Here is a 13972-nt window from a genome sequence, read left to right on the forward strand (position 1 = left end):
CTTCCATTGCCATTTGGGGCCCACATGAAATTCCCGGCATTGTTTCAACCGTTGCAGATCGGTCCGTACAAGCTTGCGCATCGCGTGGCGATGGCGCCGTTGACGCGCATGCGGGCCGAGCGCGAGAGCTTTGCACCGCGGCCGCTCAATGCCGAATATTACGGCCAGCGCGCCACGCCCGGCGGCCTCATCATCGCCGAAGCCTCGCCGGTGCTCTCGCACGGCCGCGGTAATCCCGGCACGCCCGGCATCTATTCGGATGCGCAAGTATCGGGCTGGCGCAAGGTCGTCGATGCCGTGCATGCCAAGGGCGGCATCATCTTCCTCCAGCTGTGGCATGTCGGCCGTGTCTCGCATTCCTCCTTCCATGGCGGCGAGCTGCCGGTCTCGGCCTCCGCAATCCCGATCAAGGCCGAGGGCATGAAGGCGATGACCGCCGATGGCAAGATCGCCGACTACGAGACGCCGCGCGCGCTCGAAACCGAAGATGTCAAGGGCATCGTCGAGGCGTTCCGGCAGGCCGCGAAGAACGCGCTCGCCGCGGGCTTCGACGGCGTCGAGATCCACGGCGCCAACGGCTATCTGCTCGAGCAGTTCTTGCAGTCGCGTAGCAACCAGCGCACCGACGAATATGGCGGCTCGATCGAGAACCGCTCGCGCCTGCTGCTCGAGGTCACGCAGGCCGCAATCGACGTCTGGGGCGCGAACCGCGTCGGCGTGCGGCTGTCGCCCTACGGCATCGCCAATGATTCCGGCGAGCCGGATCCGATGCCGCTCTATACGCATGTGGTAAGGGCATTTGACAAGCTTGGGCTAGCCTACCTGCACATCATCGAGCCGCGTTCCAGCGGCGCCGGCCGCGCCGAGGTCGACTGGCAGAATGTGCCGTCGGCTATGGTGCTGTTCCGCCCGCTCTATGGCGGCGTCCTCATCGCCGCCGGCGGCTTCACCGGTGAGACCGCGAATGCCGCGATCGCCGATGGCCATGCCGACCTCATCGCGTTCGGCCGCATCTTCATCTCCAACCCCGATCTGCCGCGCCGCCTGCAGCACGACTATCCGGTCACGCCCTACAATCGCGCGACGTTCTACGGCGGCGAGGAGAAGGGGTACACGGATTATCCGGTTTATGATGAGTTGACGCCGGCGTAGGCAATTTCCTCCGTCATTCCGGGGCGACGCGCAGCGTCGAACCCGGAATCCATTCCTCCGTCTCAACATGCCGCCTGATGGATTCCGGTCCCGCGCCTTTCGGCGCGTCCCGGAATGACGAGCTTGATTTGTTGCGCGATCGCCAACACAATTTCCGTCATTGCGAGGAGCGTAGCGACGAAGCAATCCAGACTGTCTCTGCGGAAAGATTCTGGATTGCTTCGCTGCGCTCGCAATGACGATGGAGGCAGGGAAACGTCATGGCCAAAGCCGCAGTCGCCGCAGGAACCGCCACCGGCCAATGCTTGTGCGGCAAGGTCGCCTTCGAGATCGACGTGCCGGCGCGCTGGGCCTGGCACGACCACTCAACATCCAGCCGCCGCGCCCATGGCGCGGCTTATGCGACCTATGTCGGAAGCTGGAAGAAGCGTTTCCGCATCACCGCCGGAAAGACCGCGCTGACCCGCTATGAGGACAAGGCGACCAAGACGGCGCGCAGCTTCTGCTCGCATTGCGGCACGCCGATCGCCTATGAGCGCCCGCGCGGCCCGCACATGGTCAACATCCCCCGTGCGCTTTTCAACGAGCGCACCGGCCGTCAGCCGCTCTATCACATCGCGATCGAGGAACTCCAGGAATGGGCCTATACCGGCGAGCCGCTGGTGCCGCTGAAAGGCTTTCCCGGCGTGGTCTGGCAGCGCTCGAAAAAGAAGAAGCGCGCTAGCGGCGAGGACCCTTTTGAGCTCGGCCGCGAGGAGGCGCTTTAGCCTTCGCGATGACCTTGGGCTTCGCTGAAGCGGCCGTCCGCGGTGGAGCCTTGCTCGCGGCCTTTGCCGGCATCGCAGCGACGAAGTCGAGCCCGCGCCTCACCCATTTCTTGAGATCGGCATCGGTCTGGTAACCCTCTGGCGCGACGCGGACGAAGCCGGTCATGATGCGCCCGCGCATCTCCATCGGGCCCGCATGCGGCTCTTGCAGCATGCGCGCATGCGCCTCTGGGCCGACGCGGATCAGCATCCCGCCGCGTCCGCTGACGGTGCAGCACATGGTGTTGTTCACCATGAAGCAGAGGCCGCCCATCATCTTCTTTTCCGCAAGGTAGCGCTGGCTCGCCAGCAATTTGCGGACGCGTGCGGCGGTGGTCTCGTCATAGGCCATTGTGTCCCCTCCAGGTTCACGCTGAAGCACATGTTCCCAGCTTGCGCGTGTCGGTGCAACGCTGCCATGACCCCACTTCCTTGCGCGGCCGCGCCGATTTCGGCCATCATGCCCCCGACCTGAGGCCTGGAGGAAACATGAAGAACCGCATCACCGGCCGCTCCGCCTTTCTCGCGCTGCTGAGGGACGAAGGCATCACGCATCTGTTCGGCAATCCCGGCACCACCGAATTGCCGATCATGCATGCGCTGAAGGACCATCCTGATCTCACCTATGTGATGGCGATGCAGGAAAGCCTGGTGGTCGCGATCGCCGACGGTTTCAGCCGCGCTTCCGGACAACTCGTCGCCTGCAACGTCCACGTCGCGCCCGGCCTCGGCAACGCGATGGGCTCGCTCTACAACGCGCAGTTCACGGGCACGCCGATGATCCTGACCGCGGGCCAGCAGGAGCAGGGCCATGGCCTGATGGAGCCGGTGCTCTATGGGCCGCTGGTGCGGATGGCCGAGCCGCTGGTGAAATGGGCGGTGGAGGTGACGCGTCTGGAAGACCTGCCGCGAATCGTGCGCCGCGCCGCGAAAGTCGCGACAACGCCGCCGACCGGGCCGGTGTTCATCTCGCTCCCGGGCGATATCCTCAACAGCGAAGCCGGTATTGATCTTGGCCGCTCGACCCGCATCGATGCGCGCACAAGGCCGTCCGATGAGGCGTTGAAGGAATTTGCCGCGCGGCTCCTCAAGGCCGAGCGTCCCGTCATCGTCACGATGGACGAGGTGGTCAGGAGCGACGCGCTGAAGGAGGCCGCTGAGCTTGCGGAACTGCTCGGCGCGGCCGCCTTTCAATCCTCCACGGCCTATGGCGCGCACTTCCTCTCGGAGAGCCCGAGCTTCGTCGGTACGCTTGCGCGCCTCCAGAAGGTGGCGCGCGATACGCTTGCGCCTCACGATCTGCTCGTAGCGCTCGGCGGCGATCCCGTACGGATGTCGGTCTATAGCGAGGTCGACCCGCTGCCGGATGGACTCCCCATCGTGCAGGTCGGCCTCGTCGATTGGGAGATTGCCAAGAATTTTGGCGCGGAAATCGCGCTCAAGGCCGACGTGAAGGAAACGCTGCGCGAGTTGATCCCGGTGCTGAAAGAGATGGGCGGCGCCGCGCTGGAGCGGCGCGCGAAGGAACGCCTCGCCGAGCTCGCGCCGAAGAACTGGACTGCGCGCCGCGCCGCGCTGGTCGAGCAAATCACGAAGGCGAGGGATCGCACGCCGATAGAACCCGACTGGCTGACGCTGCAAATGGTCGAGGCGATGCCGGACAACGCGATCCTCGTCGACGAAGGCCTCACCTCAGCCCGCCAGATCGCGAATCTACGTCCGCATCGCGACCGCTACGGCTACCACGGCCTCGCCTCCGGCGGCATCGGCTGGGGCCTGCCGGCCTCCGTCGGCGTCAGCCTTGCCAATCCGAAACGGCCGGTGGTGTGTTTCTCCGGCGACGGCAGCGCGATGTACTCGATCCAGTCGCTCTGGACCGCCGCCCATCACAAGCTGCCGCTGACGATCGTCATCGCCAACAACGGCGGCTACCGCATTATCAAGCAGCGTCTGCTCGCCTTCCACGGCGACGACAATTATGTCGGCATGGATTTCGTCGACCCGCCGGTGGATTTTGCAGGGCTTGCGCGGTCACTGGGCTGCGAGGCGATCAAGGTGAGTGATCCGAAGGAGCTGAAGCCAACCTTCGCCTCCGCCTTCAACCGCCCCGGCACCAAGCTGATCGAGGTGATGGTGGACGGGAAGGTGTAGACGGCGCTCGGGGCAAGTTGCTTACCCAACGTCGTCCCGGCGAAGGCCGGGACCCATACCGCGAGGTCTATCGATTGCGGATGGTGTCAATCCCGAACGACCAGCCTTCGCCAAACTGCACCCTGTGGTTATGGGTCTAGGCCTGCGCCGGGACGACACCAAAATTCTGAAAAACAACCCCATGCAAAGTAGCCGGTCTACTTCCTCCCCACCCGATACCCCGCCGCCGGGTGCGGTCCGGTGAGCCGCGCCCGTCCAGCACCGAACAGCTTCTCCCGCAGCGTGCCCTTGGCATAGTTCGCCTTGTAGCGGCCGCGCCGGGTCAGTTCCGGCACCAGCATGTCGGCGATATCCTCGAAATCGCCGGGTGAGATTGCAAAGGCCACGTTGAGCCCGTCGACGTCGGTCGCCTCGAACCATTCCTCGATCTTGTCCGCGACCATCTCCGGCGTTCCCACCACGACCGGCCCGGCGCCGCCGATGCCGACATGCTCGATGACGTCGCGCACGGTCCAGACGCGGTCGGGATCGGCGCGGGTGACGTTGTCCATCGCGCTGCGGCCCGCATCGTTCTGCACGTGACGGACCTGCTGATCGAGCTCGTAGCCGGAGAAATCCACGCCGGTCCAGCCGGACATCAGGGCGAGTGCGCCTTCGGGGCTGATGTGGCGACGGTAGTCGGCGTATTTCTCCTTCGCTTCCGCCTCGGTCCGCCCGAGGATCAGCGTCATCATCGAGAACATCAGGATCTCGGCCGGGTTGCGCCCGAGTTCGGCCGCCGTCTGGCGGATCGCCGCAACGCGCGGTGCGATCACCTTCGCCGACGGTCCGGACATGAATACGCATTCGGCATGCTGGGCCGCGAACTGCCGCCCGCGCGGCGAGGTACCGGCCTGATACAGCACGGGCGTGCGCTGCGGCGATGGCTCGCTGAGATGAATCGTGTTGTTGAGCCGGAAATTCCGGCCCTCGTGCGTGACGCGATGAACTTTTGCGGGATCGGTGAAGATGCCGCGCACGCGGTCGCGCAGCACCGCGTGGTCCTCCCAGCTTCCTTCCCAGAGCTTGTAGACGACCTCCATATATTCGTCGGCAATGTCGTAGCGATCGTCATGCGCGGTCTGCTTATCCTTGCCGGCGCCGCGCGCGGCGCTGTCGAGATAGCCGGTGACGACGTTCCAGCCGATCCGCCCTTCGGTCAGATGATCGAGCGTCGACATCCGCCGCGCGAACGGATAGGGCGGTTCGAAAGACAGATTGGAGGTAACCCCGAAGCCGAGATTCTGCGTCACCGCGGCCATCGCCGAAAGCAACAGCAGCGGCTCGTTCGACGGCGTCTGCGCCGCGTTACGCAATGCGGCATCGGGGCTGTTGCCATAGACGTCATAGACGCCGAGCACGTCGGCCAGGAACAATCCATCGAAGCGGCCACGCTCCAGCGTCTTCGCCAGATAGATCCAGTAGGGCAGGCGATTGTATTCGGCGGTGCGGTCGCGCGGATGGGTCCACAGCCCCGGCGATTGGTGCGCGACGCAATTCATCGCAAATGCGTTGAGCCGAATTTCTTTTGCCATGCTTGTCCCTCGGCGCCACTATCCCCGGCCTCATCTCGATGCTATCGGTGCCGGGCAGCTGGCCAAGGTCTTGCATTCGGCCGGCCGTTGGCAAGAGTCAATTGCCAACCCCCGCCACTTCCGCAAGACGGCGTATCCCGCTACGCTTGTTCCAAATCCAGGCTTGAAAAAGAACGAAATGACCAGAGCCGACGCCATCGCCCGCGCCCGCGAGGATTTTTCATCCGGGGCGTTCCTCGCAGAGCTCGACCGCCGCGTCGCCTATCGCACCGAGAGCCAGAACGCATCGCGCGGCGCCGAGCTGCGGGCCTATCTGGAGCATGAGATGCGGCCCGCCTTTGCCGCGCTCGATTTCGAAAGCCGGCTGGTGGAATCGCCGAGCGGCAAGGCGCCATTCCTGATTGCCGAACATATCGAGAGCGCCTCCGCGCCGACCGTGCTGATCTATGGCCATGGCGATGTCGTCGACGGCATGGAAGGCGAGTGGCGCGACAATCGCGATCCCTGGCGCACGACGACGTCGGGTGTTCGCGTCTACGGCCGCGGCACGGCCGACAACAAGGGCCAGCACAGCATCAACATGGCCGCGCTTCGCGCCGTGCGCGAGGCCCGCGGCGGCAAGCTCGGCTTCAACGCCAAATTCATCGTCGAGATGGGCGAGGAGATCGGCTCGCCCGATCTGGCTAAGGTCTGCGATCTCAACCGCGAGGCGCTGAAGGCTGATCTGTTCATGGCCTCCGACGGGCCGCGCTTGTCGGCCGATCGCCCGACGCTGTTCCTCGGCTGCCGCGGCGGTATCCGTATCCATCTCGACGTTAACTTGCGCGATGGCGGGCATCACTCCGGCAATTGGGGCGGCGTGCTCGCCAACCCCGCGACCATTCTGGTGAACGCGATTTCCACGCTGGTTGACGGTCACGGCCGCCTTCAACTCGATGCGCTGAAGCCGCCGCGCCTGACGAACCAGATCCGCAGCTTCCTTGCCGACGTCAAGGTCGAGCCGACCGAGGACGAGCCGGCGCTTGCCGAGAACTGGGGCGAGGACGGATTGTCGGCGGCCGAACGGCTCTACGCCTGGAACACGCTCGAAGTGCTGGCGATGTCGTCGGGCAATGTCGAGAAGCCCGCGAACGCGATCCCCGGTCATGCCAATGCGGTGCTGCAACTGCGTTTCGTGGTCGGCACCAGGATCGAGGGCCTCATCGAGGCAGTCCGCGCGCATCTCGTCGAACGCGGCTTTCCGATGGTCGAGGTGCGGGCGGCGCAAAGCTTTGCCGCCTCGCGGACAGATTTCGACAGCCCCTGGATCAAATGGGCCGCGGACTCCGTGCAGGCCACCACCTGCAAGGCGCCCGCGATCCTGCCGAATTTCGGCGGCTCATTGCCGAATGACGTGTTCTCCGAGATTCTTGGCCTGCCGACGATCTGGGTACCGCATTCCTATCCCGGCTGCTCCCAGCATGCGCCAAACGAGCACATCCTGCTGCCGCTCACCGAAGAGGCCTTGACCGTGATGGCCGGTCTGTTCTGGGACCTGGGCGAGCTGCCGCAGCCGTTAACCTGAGCCACAAGCCAGCCAAAAGTCACATTCTATTCCGGCCTGAATTGTGCTTGCATCCGCCCGCCATTCCATAAGGGAGAAGAAAAGTGAAACACTTCCGTAGCTTCGGCCTCGTGCTCGCCGCCAGCCTGGTCGCGAGCCAGGCCAGTGCCGAGGAGCTGACCGGCACGCTCAAGAACATCAAGGACACCGGCGCCATCACGCTCGGCTTCCGCGACTCCTCGATCCCGTTCTCCTATCTCGACGACAACCAGAAGCCCGTCGGGTTCGCGATGGACATCTGCTACAAGATCGTCGACGCCGTGAAGAAGGAGCTCAAGCTCGACAAGCTCGAGGTCAAGCTCAACCCGGTGACCTCGGCGACCCGCATTCCGCTGATGGCCAATGGCACCATCGACCTCGAATGCGGCTCGACCACCAACAATGCCGAACGCCAGAAGCAGGTCGCCTTCACCAACACCCACTTCCTCACTGCCAGCCGCTACGTCTTCAAGAAGTCGAGCGGCCTCAAGTCGATCGATGATCTCAAGGGTAAGACGGTGGTCTCGACCGCCGGCACCACCAACATCAAGCAGCTCACCGAAGCCAACGTCGCGAAGAGCCTCGGCGCCAACATCATCCCGGCCAAGGACCACGCCGAAGCCTTCCTGATGGTGGAGACCGATCGCGCCGTTGCCTTCGTGATGGACGACATCCTGCTCGCAAGCCTCGTCGCCGGCTCGAAGAGCCCGGCCGACTATGTGATCTCCAAGGATGCGTTCTCCAAGCCCGAGCCCTATGGCATCATGCTGCGCAAGGACGACGCCGCCTTCAAGAAGGTGGTCGATGCGGCGACGGCCGCGCTCTACACCAGCGGCGAGGGCGAGAAGATCTACAACAAGTGGTTCACGGACAAGATCCCGCCGAAGGGCCTGAACCTCAATACGCCGATCTCGGCCGAACTGAAGAACGAGTTCGCCAAGCCGACGGACTCGCCGAACCCGGACGACTATAAGTAAGTAGCAGCCGATCCTCATGGTGAGGGGCCGCGCAAGCGGCGTCTCGAACCATGAGGCCCCGGACGGGCCTTCATCCATCGAGGCGCGGCGAAGGCGCCGCTCCTCAGGATGAGGGTCCACTCCGGCCATTCTGGAGAGGGGAATGGCCGGACATTTGCATAGACGCTAGCAGTATCTGTGATTGTCTCGTTCGCGCGGGGGACTCGTGAACTACAACTGGAACTGGAAGATATTCTTCGAGCCGAACCCGATGGGCACAGGCACCTATCTCGACATGCTGTTGTCGGGACTGTGGCTGACCATCAAGACGGCGCTGCTCGCCTGGATCATCGCGCTGATCTTCGGCTCGATCGTCGGCGTGATGCGTACGCTGCCGTCCAAGGCCGCTTACTGGTTCGGCTTCTGCTGGGTCGAATTCTTCCGCAACATGCCGCTCTTGGTGCAGCTCTTCCTGTGGTTCTTCGTACTGCCGGAATTGCTGCCGAAGGCGGCGGGCCTGTGGCTGAAGCAACTGCCGAATGCGCCGTTCTGGACGGCGGCGATCGGCGTCGGTCTGTTCATGTCGGCGCGCGTCGCGGTGCAATTGCAGGCGGGCATTGGTTCGCTGCCGCGCGGCCAGAAGATGGCGGCCACCGCGCTCGGCCTGACGACGGTGCAGGGCTATCGCTATGTGCTGTTGCCGATGGCGTTCCGTATCATCCTGCCGCCGCTGACCTCCGAGTTCCTCAACACCATCAAGAACACCGCGGTCGCGATCACGATCGGCTTGATCGAATTGACCGGCCAGGCGCGCTCGATGCAGGAATTCTCGTTCCAGGTGTTCGAGGCCTTCACCGCCGCGACCATCCTCTACCTCCTCGTCAACGCCGTCGTCGTCACCGCGATGCGCTTCCTCGAGCGCTGGGTCGCGATCCCCGGCTACATCACGGGGAGATAGCGATGCTCGACAATTTCGATTTCGACGTCATCCGCCGCTCGCTGCCCTACCTGTTCTACGAGGGCATGACGTTCACGCTGACGCTCACGGCGCTCGCCGCGCTCGGCGGCCTGATCTTCGGCACGGCGATCGCCTTGATGCGGCTGTCCGGCTACAAGCTGCTCGGCCGCATCGCCGGGCTCTATGTCGACTTCATGCGCTCGCTGCCGCTGGTGCTCGTCATCTTCTGGTTCTACTTCCTGGTGCCCTATATCGGGCAGTGGCTGACCGGCTCGCCACGGCCGATCAAGGTCGGCGCGTTCGCCTCCTCGCTCATCACCTTCATCATGTTCGAGGCGGCCTATTTCTCCGAGATCATGCGCGCCGGCATCCAGTCGATCTCGCGCGGGCAGCCGGCAGCCGCCAATGCGCTCGGCCTGACCTACGCCCAGACCATGCGCTACGTCGTGCTGCCGCAGGCCTTCCGCAACATGCTGCCGGTACTGCTGACGCAGACCATCGTGCTGTTCCAGGACACCTCGCTGGTCTACGTGCTGTCGATCCCGGACTTCCTCGGCGCAGCCAGCAAGGTCGCGCAGCGCGACGGGCGTCTGGTCGAGATGTACCTGTTCGCGGCCGTCGTCTACTTCACCATCTCCTGTATCGCGTCGTTCGGCGTTCGCCGTCTCCAGTCGCGCATCGCCATCATCCGCTAGAGTCCGTCATGATCGAAATCAGCCACGTCAACAAATGGTACAGCCCGACCTTCCAGGTGCTGACCGACTGCACCACCAGCGTCACCAAGGGCGAGGTGGTCGTGGTCTGCGGCCCGTCCGGTTCGGGCAAGTCGACGCTGATCAAATGCGTCAACGCACTCGAGCCGTTTCAGAGCGGCGAGATCACGGTCGATGGGACCAAGGTTCACGATCCCAAGACCAACCTGCCGAAATTGCGCTCGCGCGTCGGCATGGTGTTCCAGCATTTCGAGCTGTTCCCGCATCTCAAGATCATCGACAATCTCTGCCTCGCGCAGGAGAAGGTGCTGGGCCGGCAGCATGACAAGGCGCAGACCAAGGGCATGCAGCTCCTGGAGCGCGTCGGGTTGAAGGAGCAGGCGCAGAAGTTTCCGGCGCAGCTCTCCGGCGGCCAGCAGCAGCGCGTCGCCATCGCGCGCGCGCTCGCGATGGACCCGATCGTCATGCTGTTCGACGAGCCGACCTCGGCGCTCGACCCCGAGATGGTGAGCGAGGTGCTGGACGTCATGGTCGACCTCGCCCGCGAAGGCATGACCATGATGGTCGTCACTCACGAGATGGGCTTTGCCCGCAAAGTTGCCAACCGCGTGATCTTCATGGACCGCGGCGAGATCGTCGAGGACGCCCCGAAGGACGACTTCTTCGGCAAGCCCAGAAGCGATCGCGCGCAGAAGTTCCTGTCGAAGATCCTGTCGCACTAACCCCCTCGTCACCCCGGGGCGCGCGTAGCGCGAGCCCGGGATCCATACTCACGATCGTGGCTATTGATTCCCGGCTCATTCGCTGCGCGAATGCCCCGGAATGACTGTTGAGGGTTTATTGCCGCCCGCGAATTTCGTATACGAGCGGTAATTCCCGCATTTTCCGACAGGAGACCTCCCTTGGACTCGATCGCCTACGTCAACGGCTCATTCGTCCCGCTCTCGGACGCCAAAGTCTCGGTGCTCGATCGCGGCTTCCTGTTCGCCGACGGCATCTACGAGGTCTCCGCCGTGCTCGATGGCAAGCTGGTCGACAACGCCTCGCACCTCGCCCGGCTGGAGCGATCGGTCGGCGAGATCAAGCTGAAGCTGCCGGAGACGGTCGGACGTATCACCGAGATCCAGAAGGAGCTCATCGCGCGCAACAAGCTCGCCAACGGCCTCGTCTATCTCCAGGTGACGCGCGGTGCCGACACGGGGCGCGACTTTCCCTTCCCCAAGGGTGACGTCAAGTCGAGCCTGGTGATGTTCACGTCCGAGAAGGACATCGTCAACGCGGTCTCGGCGAAGACCGGCATCAACGTCATCACGGTGCCCGACATCCGCTGGGAACGGCGCGACATCAAGAGCGTGGCGCTGCTTGCGCAGGTCTTGGCGAAGCAGGCGGCGGCCGAAGCCGGCGCGGGCGAAGCCTGGATGCTGGAAGACGGGTTTGTGACCGAAGGCGGCTCGTCGACGGCCTTCATCGTGACGCAGGACGACGTCATCGTGACCCGGCAGAACTCCAATGCGATCCTGCCCGGCTGCACCCGCAAGGCCGTGATGGCGCTGGCCGAAGAGCGCCAGCTCCGCGTCGAGGAGCGCGCCTTCACGGTCGCCGAGGCGCTCGCCGCCAAGGAAGCCTTCATCACCAGCGCCTCATCGTTCGTGCAGCCGGTGGTCGCCATCGACGGCAAGCAGGTCGGCGGCGGCAAGCCCGGCCCGATGGCGACCCGGCTTCGCGAGATCTATGTGGAGTTCGCCAAGGCGACGGGGGTCTGAGTTACACACTCAGGCGTCGTCGCCCGGCTTGACCGGGCGATCCAGTACGCCGCAGCGGTCGCTGTGAATCTCGAAGCCTCTGGAATAGTGGATGCCCCGTTTTCGCGGGGCATGACAGTTGAGAGTTTGGAAGCGGCGTCGCGTTCCTTACGTCACGCCCCCTCACGCCACCGAAGCCTTCACCTTCACCGGATGAACTGCACGGAACGCGATCGCGATCCTGTTCCAGGCATTGATGGCCCCGATCAGCGTGGTCAGGTTGACCGTCTCCTCCTCGGAGAATTGTGCGCGGACCTGCTCGTAGACGTCGTCGGGCGCATGCGTTTCCGAGATCAGCGTCACCGACTCCGTCCAGGCCAGTGCCGCGCGTTCGCGGTCGGTGTAGAGCGGGGATTCGCGCCAGGCGTTGAGCAGGTAGATGCGCTGCTCGGTCTCGCCGCGCTTGCGCGCGTCCTCGGTATGCATGTTGATGCAGAAGGCGCAGCCGTTGATCTGGGAGGCGCGGATCTTGACGAGCTCGATCAGTGATTTCTCGAGGCCCGTCGACTGGATGTGGGTCTCCAAAGCGGTCAACGCCTTGATGGTCTCGGGGGCGGCCTGGTAGAAATTCATGCGTGGCTTCATGGTCGTTCTCCTAGGGTTGATCAGTGGGCTCCGCCCGCCGCAACATGGCCGGGCTTCTTCAGGAAGAGGGACGCGATCAGGGCGACGATCAGGGCCGCACCGAGCAGATAGAAGGTGTCGCTGAAGGCGAGGATGAAGGCCTGCTTCTGCACGACATGGCCGATCGCGACATAGGCGCGGTGCGCCGCATCGGTGCGGTCCACGACGCCGTGATTGACGAAATACTGGGTCAGCTGCTCCAGCCGCGTGCGGGTCGCCTGCTCGAACATCGAGACCGACTGCATCAGCACGTTGGAGTGATATTGCTCCCGCTTGGTGAGCACGGTCTGCAACAGCGCGATGCCGACGGCGCCGCCGAGATTGCGCATCATGTTGAACAGGCCGGAGGCCGAGCCCGCGTTTTCCGGCTCGATGCCGGCAGTGGCGACCGCCGACAGCGGCGCCATCACCAGAGCCTGGCCGATTGCGCGGACGACGTTCGGCCACAGGAGCTGATCAGCAGCATAGTCGCTGGTCATATAGATGTTCATGAAGTTCGAGCCAGCGAACAGCACGAAGCCGACGCCGATGATGATCCGCGCATCGAAACGCTGCATCAGGCGCGGCACCAGCGGAATCAGCAAGAGCTGCGGCAGCCCGGTCCAGGCCAGCACCATGCCGATCTGCTCGGCATTGTAGCCCTGAATGCGGGCCAAATATTGCGGCAGGATGAACACGGAACCGTAGAGCGCGACGCCGAGCAGGAAGTTCGCAAGCATGCCGAAGCCGAAATTGCGGCGAACCAGCAGACGCAGGTTCATTAGCGGCTTCTCGACGGTGAGCTCGATGATGAGGAACGCGGTCAGCGCAACGGCGGCGATGACGGAGAGCTTGACGATGAAGGGCGAGCCGAACCAGTCGTCCTTGTTGCCTTCCTCGAGCACGGTCTGAAGCGCGGAAAGACCGATCGCCATGGTGATGATGCCGGCCCAGTCGCCGTCGCGCAGCAACGCGAGCTTCATCGGCTTCGCTTCCAGCGCGTACCAGAGCATGCCGACCATGATCGCGCCCGGCACCAGATTGACGTAGAAGATGTACTGCCAGCCAAGATTCTCGGTGAGATAGCCGCCGATGGTCGGGCCGATTGCGGGGGCAAAAGTCGCCGACAGCGCGAACAGCGCAAGGCCCACCGGCTGTTTTCCGCGCGGTAGCAGCGTGATGATGAGCGTGAACGCCATCGGGATCAGCACGCCGCCGGTGAAGCCCTGAACTGCGCGCAGCACGATCATCTGCGGCAAATCCTGCGCCAGCGCGCAGGCCGCCGAGAGAACCAGGAACAGCACTGCGTTGGTCAGCAGGTAGATGCGGATCGAGAATACCTGCGCAAGCCATCCCGAGAGCGGGATCACGACGATCTCAGCGATCAGATAGGAGGTCGAGATCCAGCCGCCGTCGTCGATGCCGGCGCCGATCGCGCCCTGGATGTCGGCCAGCGAAGCGTTGACGATCTGGATGTTCAGCACCGCCATGAAGGCGCCGAGCGTCGCGCCGATCACGGCGATCCAGGTTTTGGCGGAAACCGCCGGGGTGGCTGATACAGCCGGAGCCGGACTGGATGGGGTGGACGTGGCGGTGAGGGCGGGTTGGAGCGTGCTCATGGAAGCCTCGTCTCGTTTACGGAGACAGGATGCATTAGGCGGATGGTTTCGATAAT

The 13972-nt window shown here is 64.0% G+C and carries 13 protein-coding genes; 9 read left to right on the forward strand and 4 right to left on the reverse strand.

What is annotated here, in order from left to right; translation table 11 throughout:
* Window positions 1-24: 24 nt before the first annotated feature.
* Complete coding sequence (locus QQL28_RS18035; protein ID WP_284267407.1) at window positions 25-1152, forward strand: alkene reductase; 1128 nt, start codon at window positions 25-27, stop codon at window positions 1150-1152.
* Window positions 1153-1412: 260 nt separating this feature from the next.
* A complete protein-coding gene (locus QQL28_RS18040) occupies window positions 1413-1919 on the forward strand; it encodes a GFA family protein (protein WP_284267408.1) in 507 nt (168 codons plus the stop codon).
* Here QQL28_RS18040 and QQL28_RS18045 read toward each other — a convergent pair.
* A complete protein-coding gene (locus tag QQL28_RS18045) occupies window positions 1873-2310 on the reverse strand; it encodes a TfoX/Sxy family protein (protein ID WP_284267409.1) in 438 nt (145 codons plus the stop codon). The two genes, QQL28_RS18040 and QQL28_RS18045, sit on opposite strands and share 47 nt — an antisense overlap.
* Before the next feature lie 137 nt (window positions 2311-2447).
* Here QQL28_RS18045 and QQL28_RS18050 point away from each other — a divergent pair, with 137 nt between their 5' ends.
* The gene (locus QQL28_RS18050) at window positions 2448-4109 is read left to right on the forward strand and encodes a thiamine pyrophosphate-binding protein (RefSeq protein WP_284267410.1); all 1662 of its coding nucleotides are present in this window, start codon (window positions 2448-2450) and stop codon (window positions 4107-4109) included.
* Between the two features lie 197 nt (window positions 4110-4306).
* On the opposite strand, the gene QQL28_RS18055 is transcribed toward QQL28_RS18050, so the two are convergent.
* On the reverse strand, window positions 4307-5683 hold the full coding sequence (locus QQL28_RS18055) for an LLM class flavin-dependent oxidoreductase (RefSeq protein ID WP_284267411.1): 1377 nt from the start codon (window positions 5681-5683) through the stop codon (window positions 4307-4309).
* 178 nt (window positions 5684-5861) lie between these two features.
* Between QQL28_RS18055 and QQL28_RS18060 the strand changes: the two genes are divergently transcribed.
* The 6 genes from QQL28_RS18060 to QQL28_RS18085 all read left to right on the forward strand — a co-directional run bounded on the left by QQL28_RS18060 (window position 5862) and on the right by QQL28_RS18085 (window position 11655).
* Window positions 5862-7247, forward strand: a complete 1386-nt coding sequence (locus QQL28_RS18060) for a M20 family metallopeptidase (protein ID WP_284267412.1) — start codon at window positions 5862-5864, stop codon at window positions 7245-7247.
* Between the two features lie 83 nt (window positions 7248-7330).
* Window positions 7331-8242 carry an amino acid ABC transporter substrate-binding protein gene (locus QQL28_RS18065; protein ID WP_284267413.1) on the forward strand — a complete coding sequence of 304 codons (912 nt, stop codon included), beginning with the start codon at window positions 7331-7333 and terminating at the stop codon, window positions 8240-8242.
* A 205-nt stretch (window positions 8243-8447) separates the two neighbouring features.
* Window positions 8448-9179: an amino acid ABC transporter permease gene (locus QQL28_RS18070; protein WP_284267414.1), complete on the forward strand. Its 732-nt coding sequence runs from the start codon at window positions 8448-8450 to the stop codon at window positions 9177-9179.
* Window positions 9180-9181: 2 nt separating this feature from the next.
* On the forward strand, window positions 9182-9874 hold the full coding sequence (locus tag QQL28_RS18075; protein ID WP_284267415.1) for an amino acid ABC transporter permease: 693 nt from the start codon (window positions 9182-9184) through the stop codon (window positions 9872-9874).
* Window positions 9875-9882: 8 nt separating this feature from the next.
* On the forward strand, window positions 9883-10614 hold the full coding sequence (locus tag QQL28_RS18080; RefSeq protein ID WP_284267416.1) for an amino acid ABC transporter ATP-binding protein: 732 nt from the start codon (window positions 9883-9885) through the stop codon (window positions 10612-10614).
* 180 nt (window positions 10615-10794) lie between these two features.
* Window positions 10795-11655: a D-amino-acid transaminase gene (locus QQL28_RS18085; RefSeq protein ID WP_284267417.1), complete on the forward strand. Its 861-nt coding sequence runs from the start codon at window positions 10795-10797 to the stop codon at window positions 11653-11655.
* 162 nt (window positions 11656-11817) lie between these two features.
* Here QQL28_RS18085 and QQL28_RS18090 read toward each other — a convergent pair whose 3' ends face one another.
* Entirely contained in the window at window positions 11818-12279 is a 462-nt protein-coding gene (locus QQL28_RS18090) for a carboxymuconolactone decarboxylase family protein (RefSeq protein ID WP_284267418.1), read from the reverse strand.
* A 20-nt stretch (window positions 12280-12299) separates the two neighbouring features.
* Window positions 12300-13916 (reverse strand): MDR family MFS transporter, encoded by a 1617-nt coding sequence (locus QQL28_RS18095; RefSeq protein ID WP_284267419.1) that lies wholly within the window; start codon window positions 13914-13916, stop codon window positions 12300-12302.
* Window positions 13917-13972: the final 56 nt, after the last annotated feature.

Source organism: Bradyrhizobium iriomotense, assembly GCF_030160715.1.
In the GTDB taxonomy this organism is placed as follows: Bacteria; Pseudomonadota; Alphaproteobacteria; order Rhizobiales; family Xanthobacteraceae; genus Bradyrhizobium; species Bradyrhizobium iriomotense.

Excerpts from the sequence above, each read along its gene's own strand:
- QQL28_RS18040 (WP_284267408.1), top strand. The coding sequence starts at position 1,413 with ATGGCCAAAGCCGCAGTCGCCGCAGGAACCGCCACCGGCCAATGCTTG.
- QQL28_RS18050 (WP_284267410.1), top strand. The coding sequence starts at position 2,448 with ATGAAGAACCGCATCACCGGCCGCTCCGCCTTTCTCGCGCTGCTGAGG.
- QQL28_RS18060 (WP_284267412.1), top strand. The coding sequence starts at position 5,862 with ATGACCAGAGCCGACGCCATCGCCCGCGCCCGCGAGGATTTTTCATCC.
- QQL28_RS18095 (WP_284267419.1), bottom strand. The coding sequence starts at position 13,916 with ATGAGCACGCTCCAACCCGCCCTCACCGCCACGTCCACCCCATCCAGT.
- QQL28_RS18090 (WP_284267418.1), bottom strand. The coding sequence starts at position 12,279 with ATGAAGCCACGCATGAATTTCTACCAGGCCGCCCCCGAGACCATCAAG.
- QQL28_RS18055 (WP_284267411.1), bottom strand. The coding sequence starts at position 5,683 with ATGGCAAAAGAAATTCGGCTCAACGCATTTGCGATGAATTGCGTCGCG.
- QQL28_RS18075 (WP_284267415.1), top strand. The coding sequence starts at position 9,182 with ATGCTCGACAATTTCGATTTCGACGTCATCCGCCGCTCGCTGCCCTAC.
- QQL28_RS18035 (WP_284267407.1), top strand. The coding sequence starts at position 25 with ATGAAATTCCCGGCATTGTTTCAACCGTTGCAGATCGGTCCGTACAAG.
- QQL28_RS18045 (WP_284267409.1), bottom strand. The coding sequence starts at position 2,310 with ATGGCCTATGACGAGACCACCGCCGCACGCGTCCGCAAATTGCTGGCG.
- QQL28_RS18080 (WP_284267416.1), top strand. The coding sequence starts at position 9,883 with ATGATCGAAATCAGCCACGTCAACAAATGGTACAGCCCGACCTTCCAG.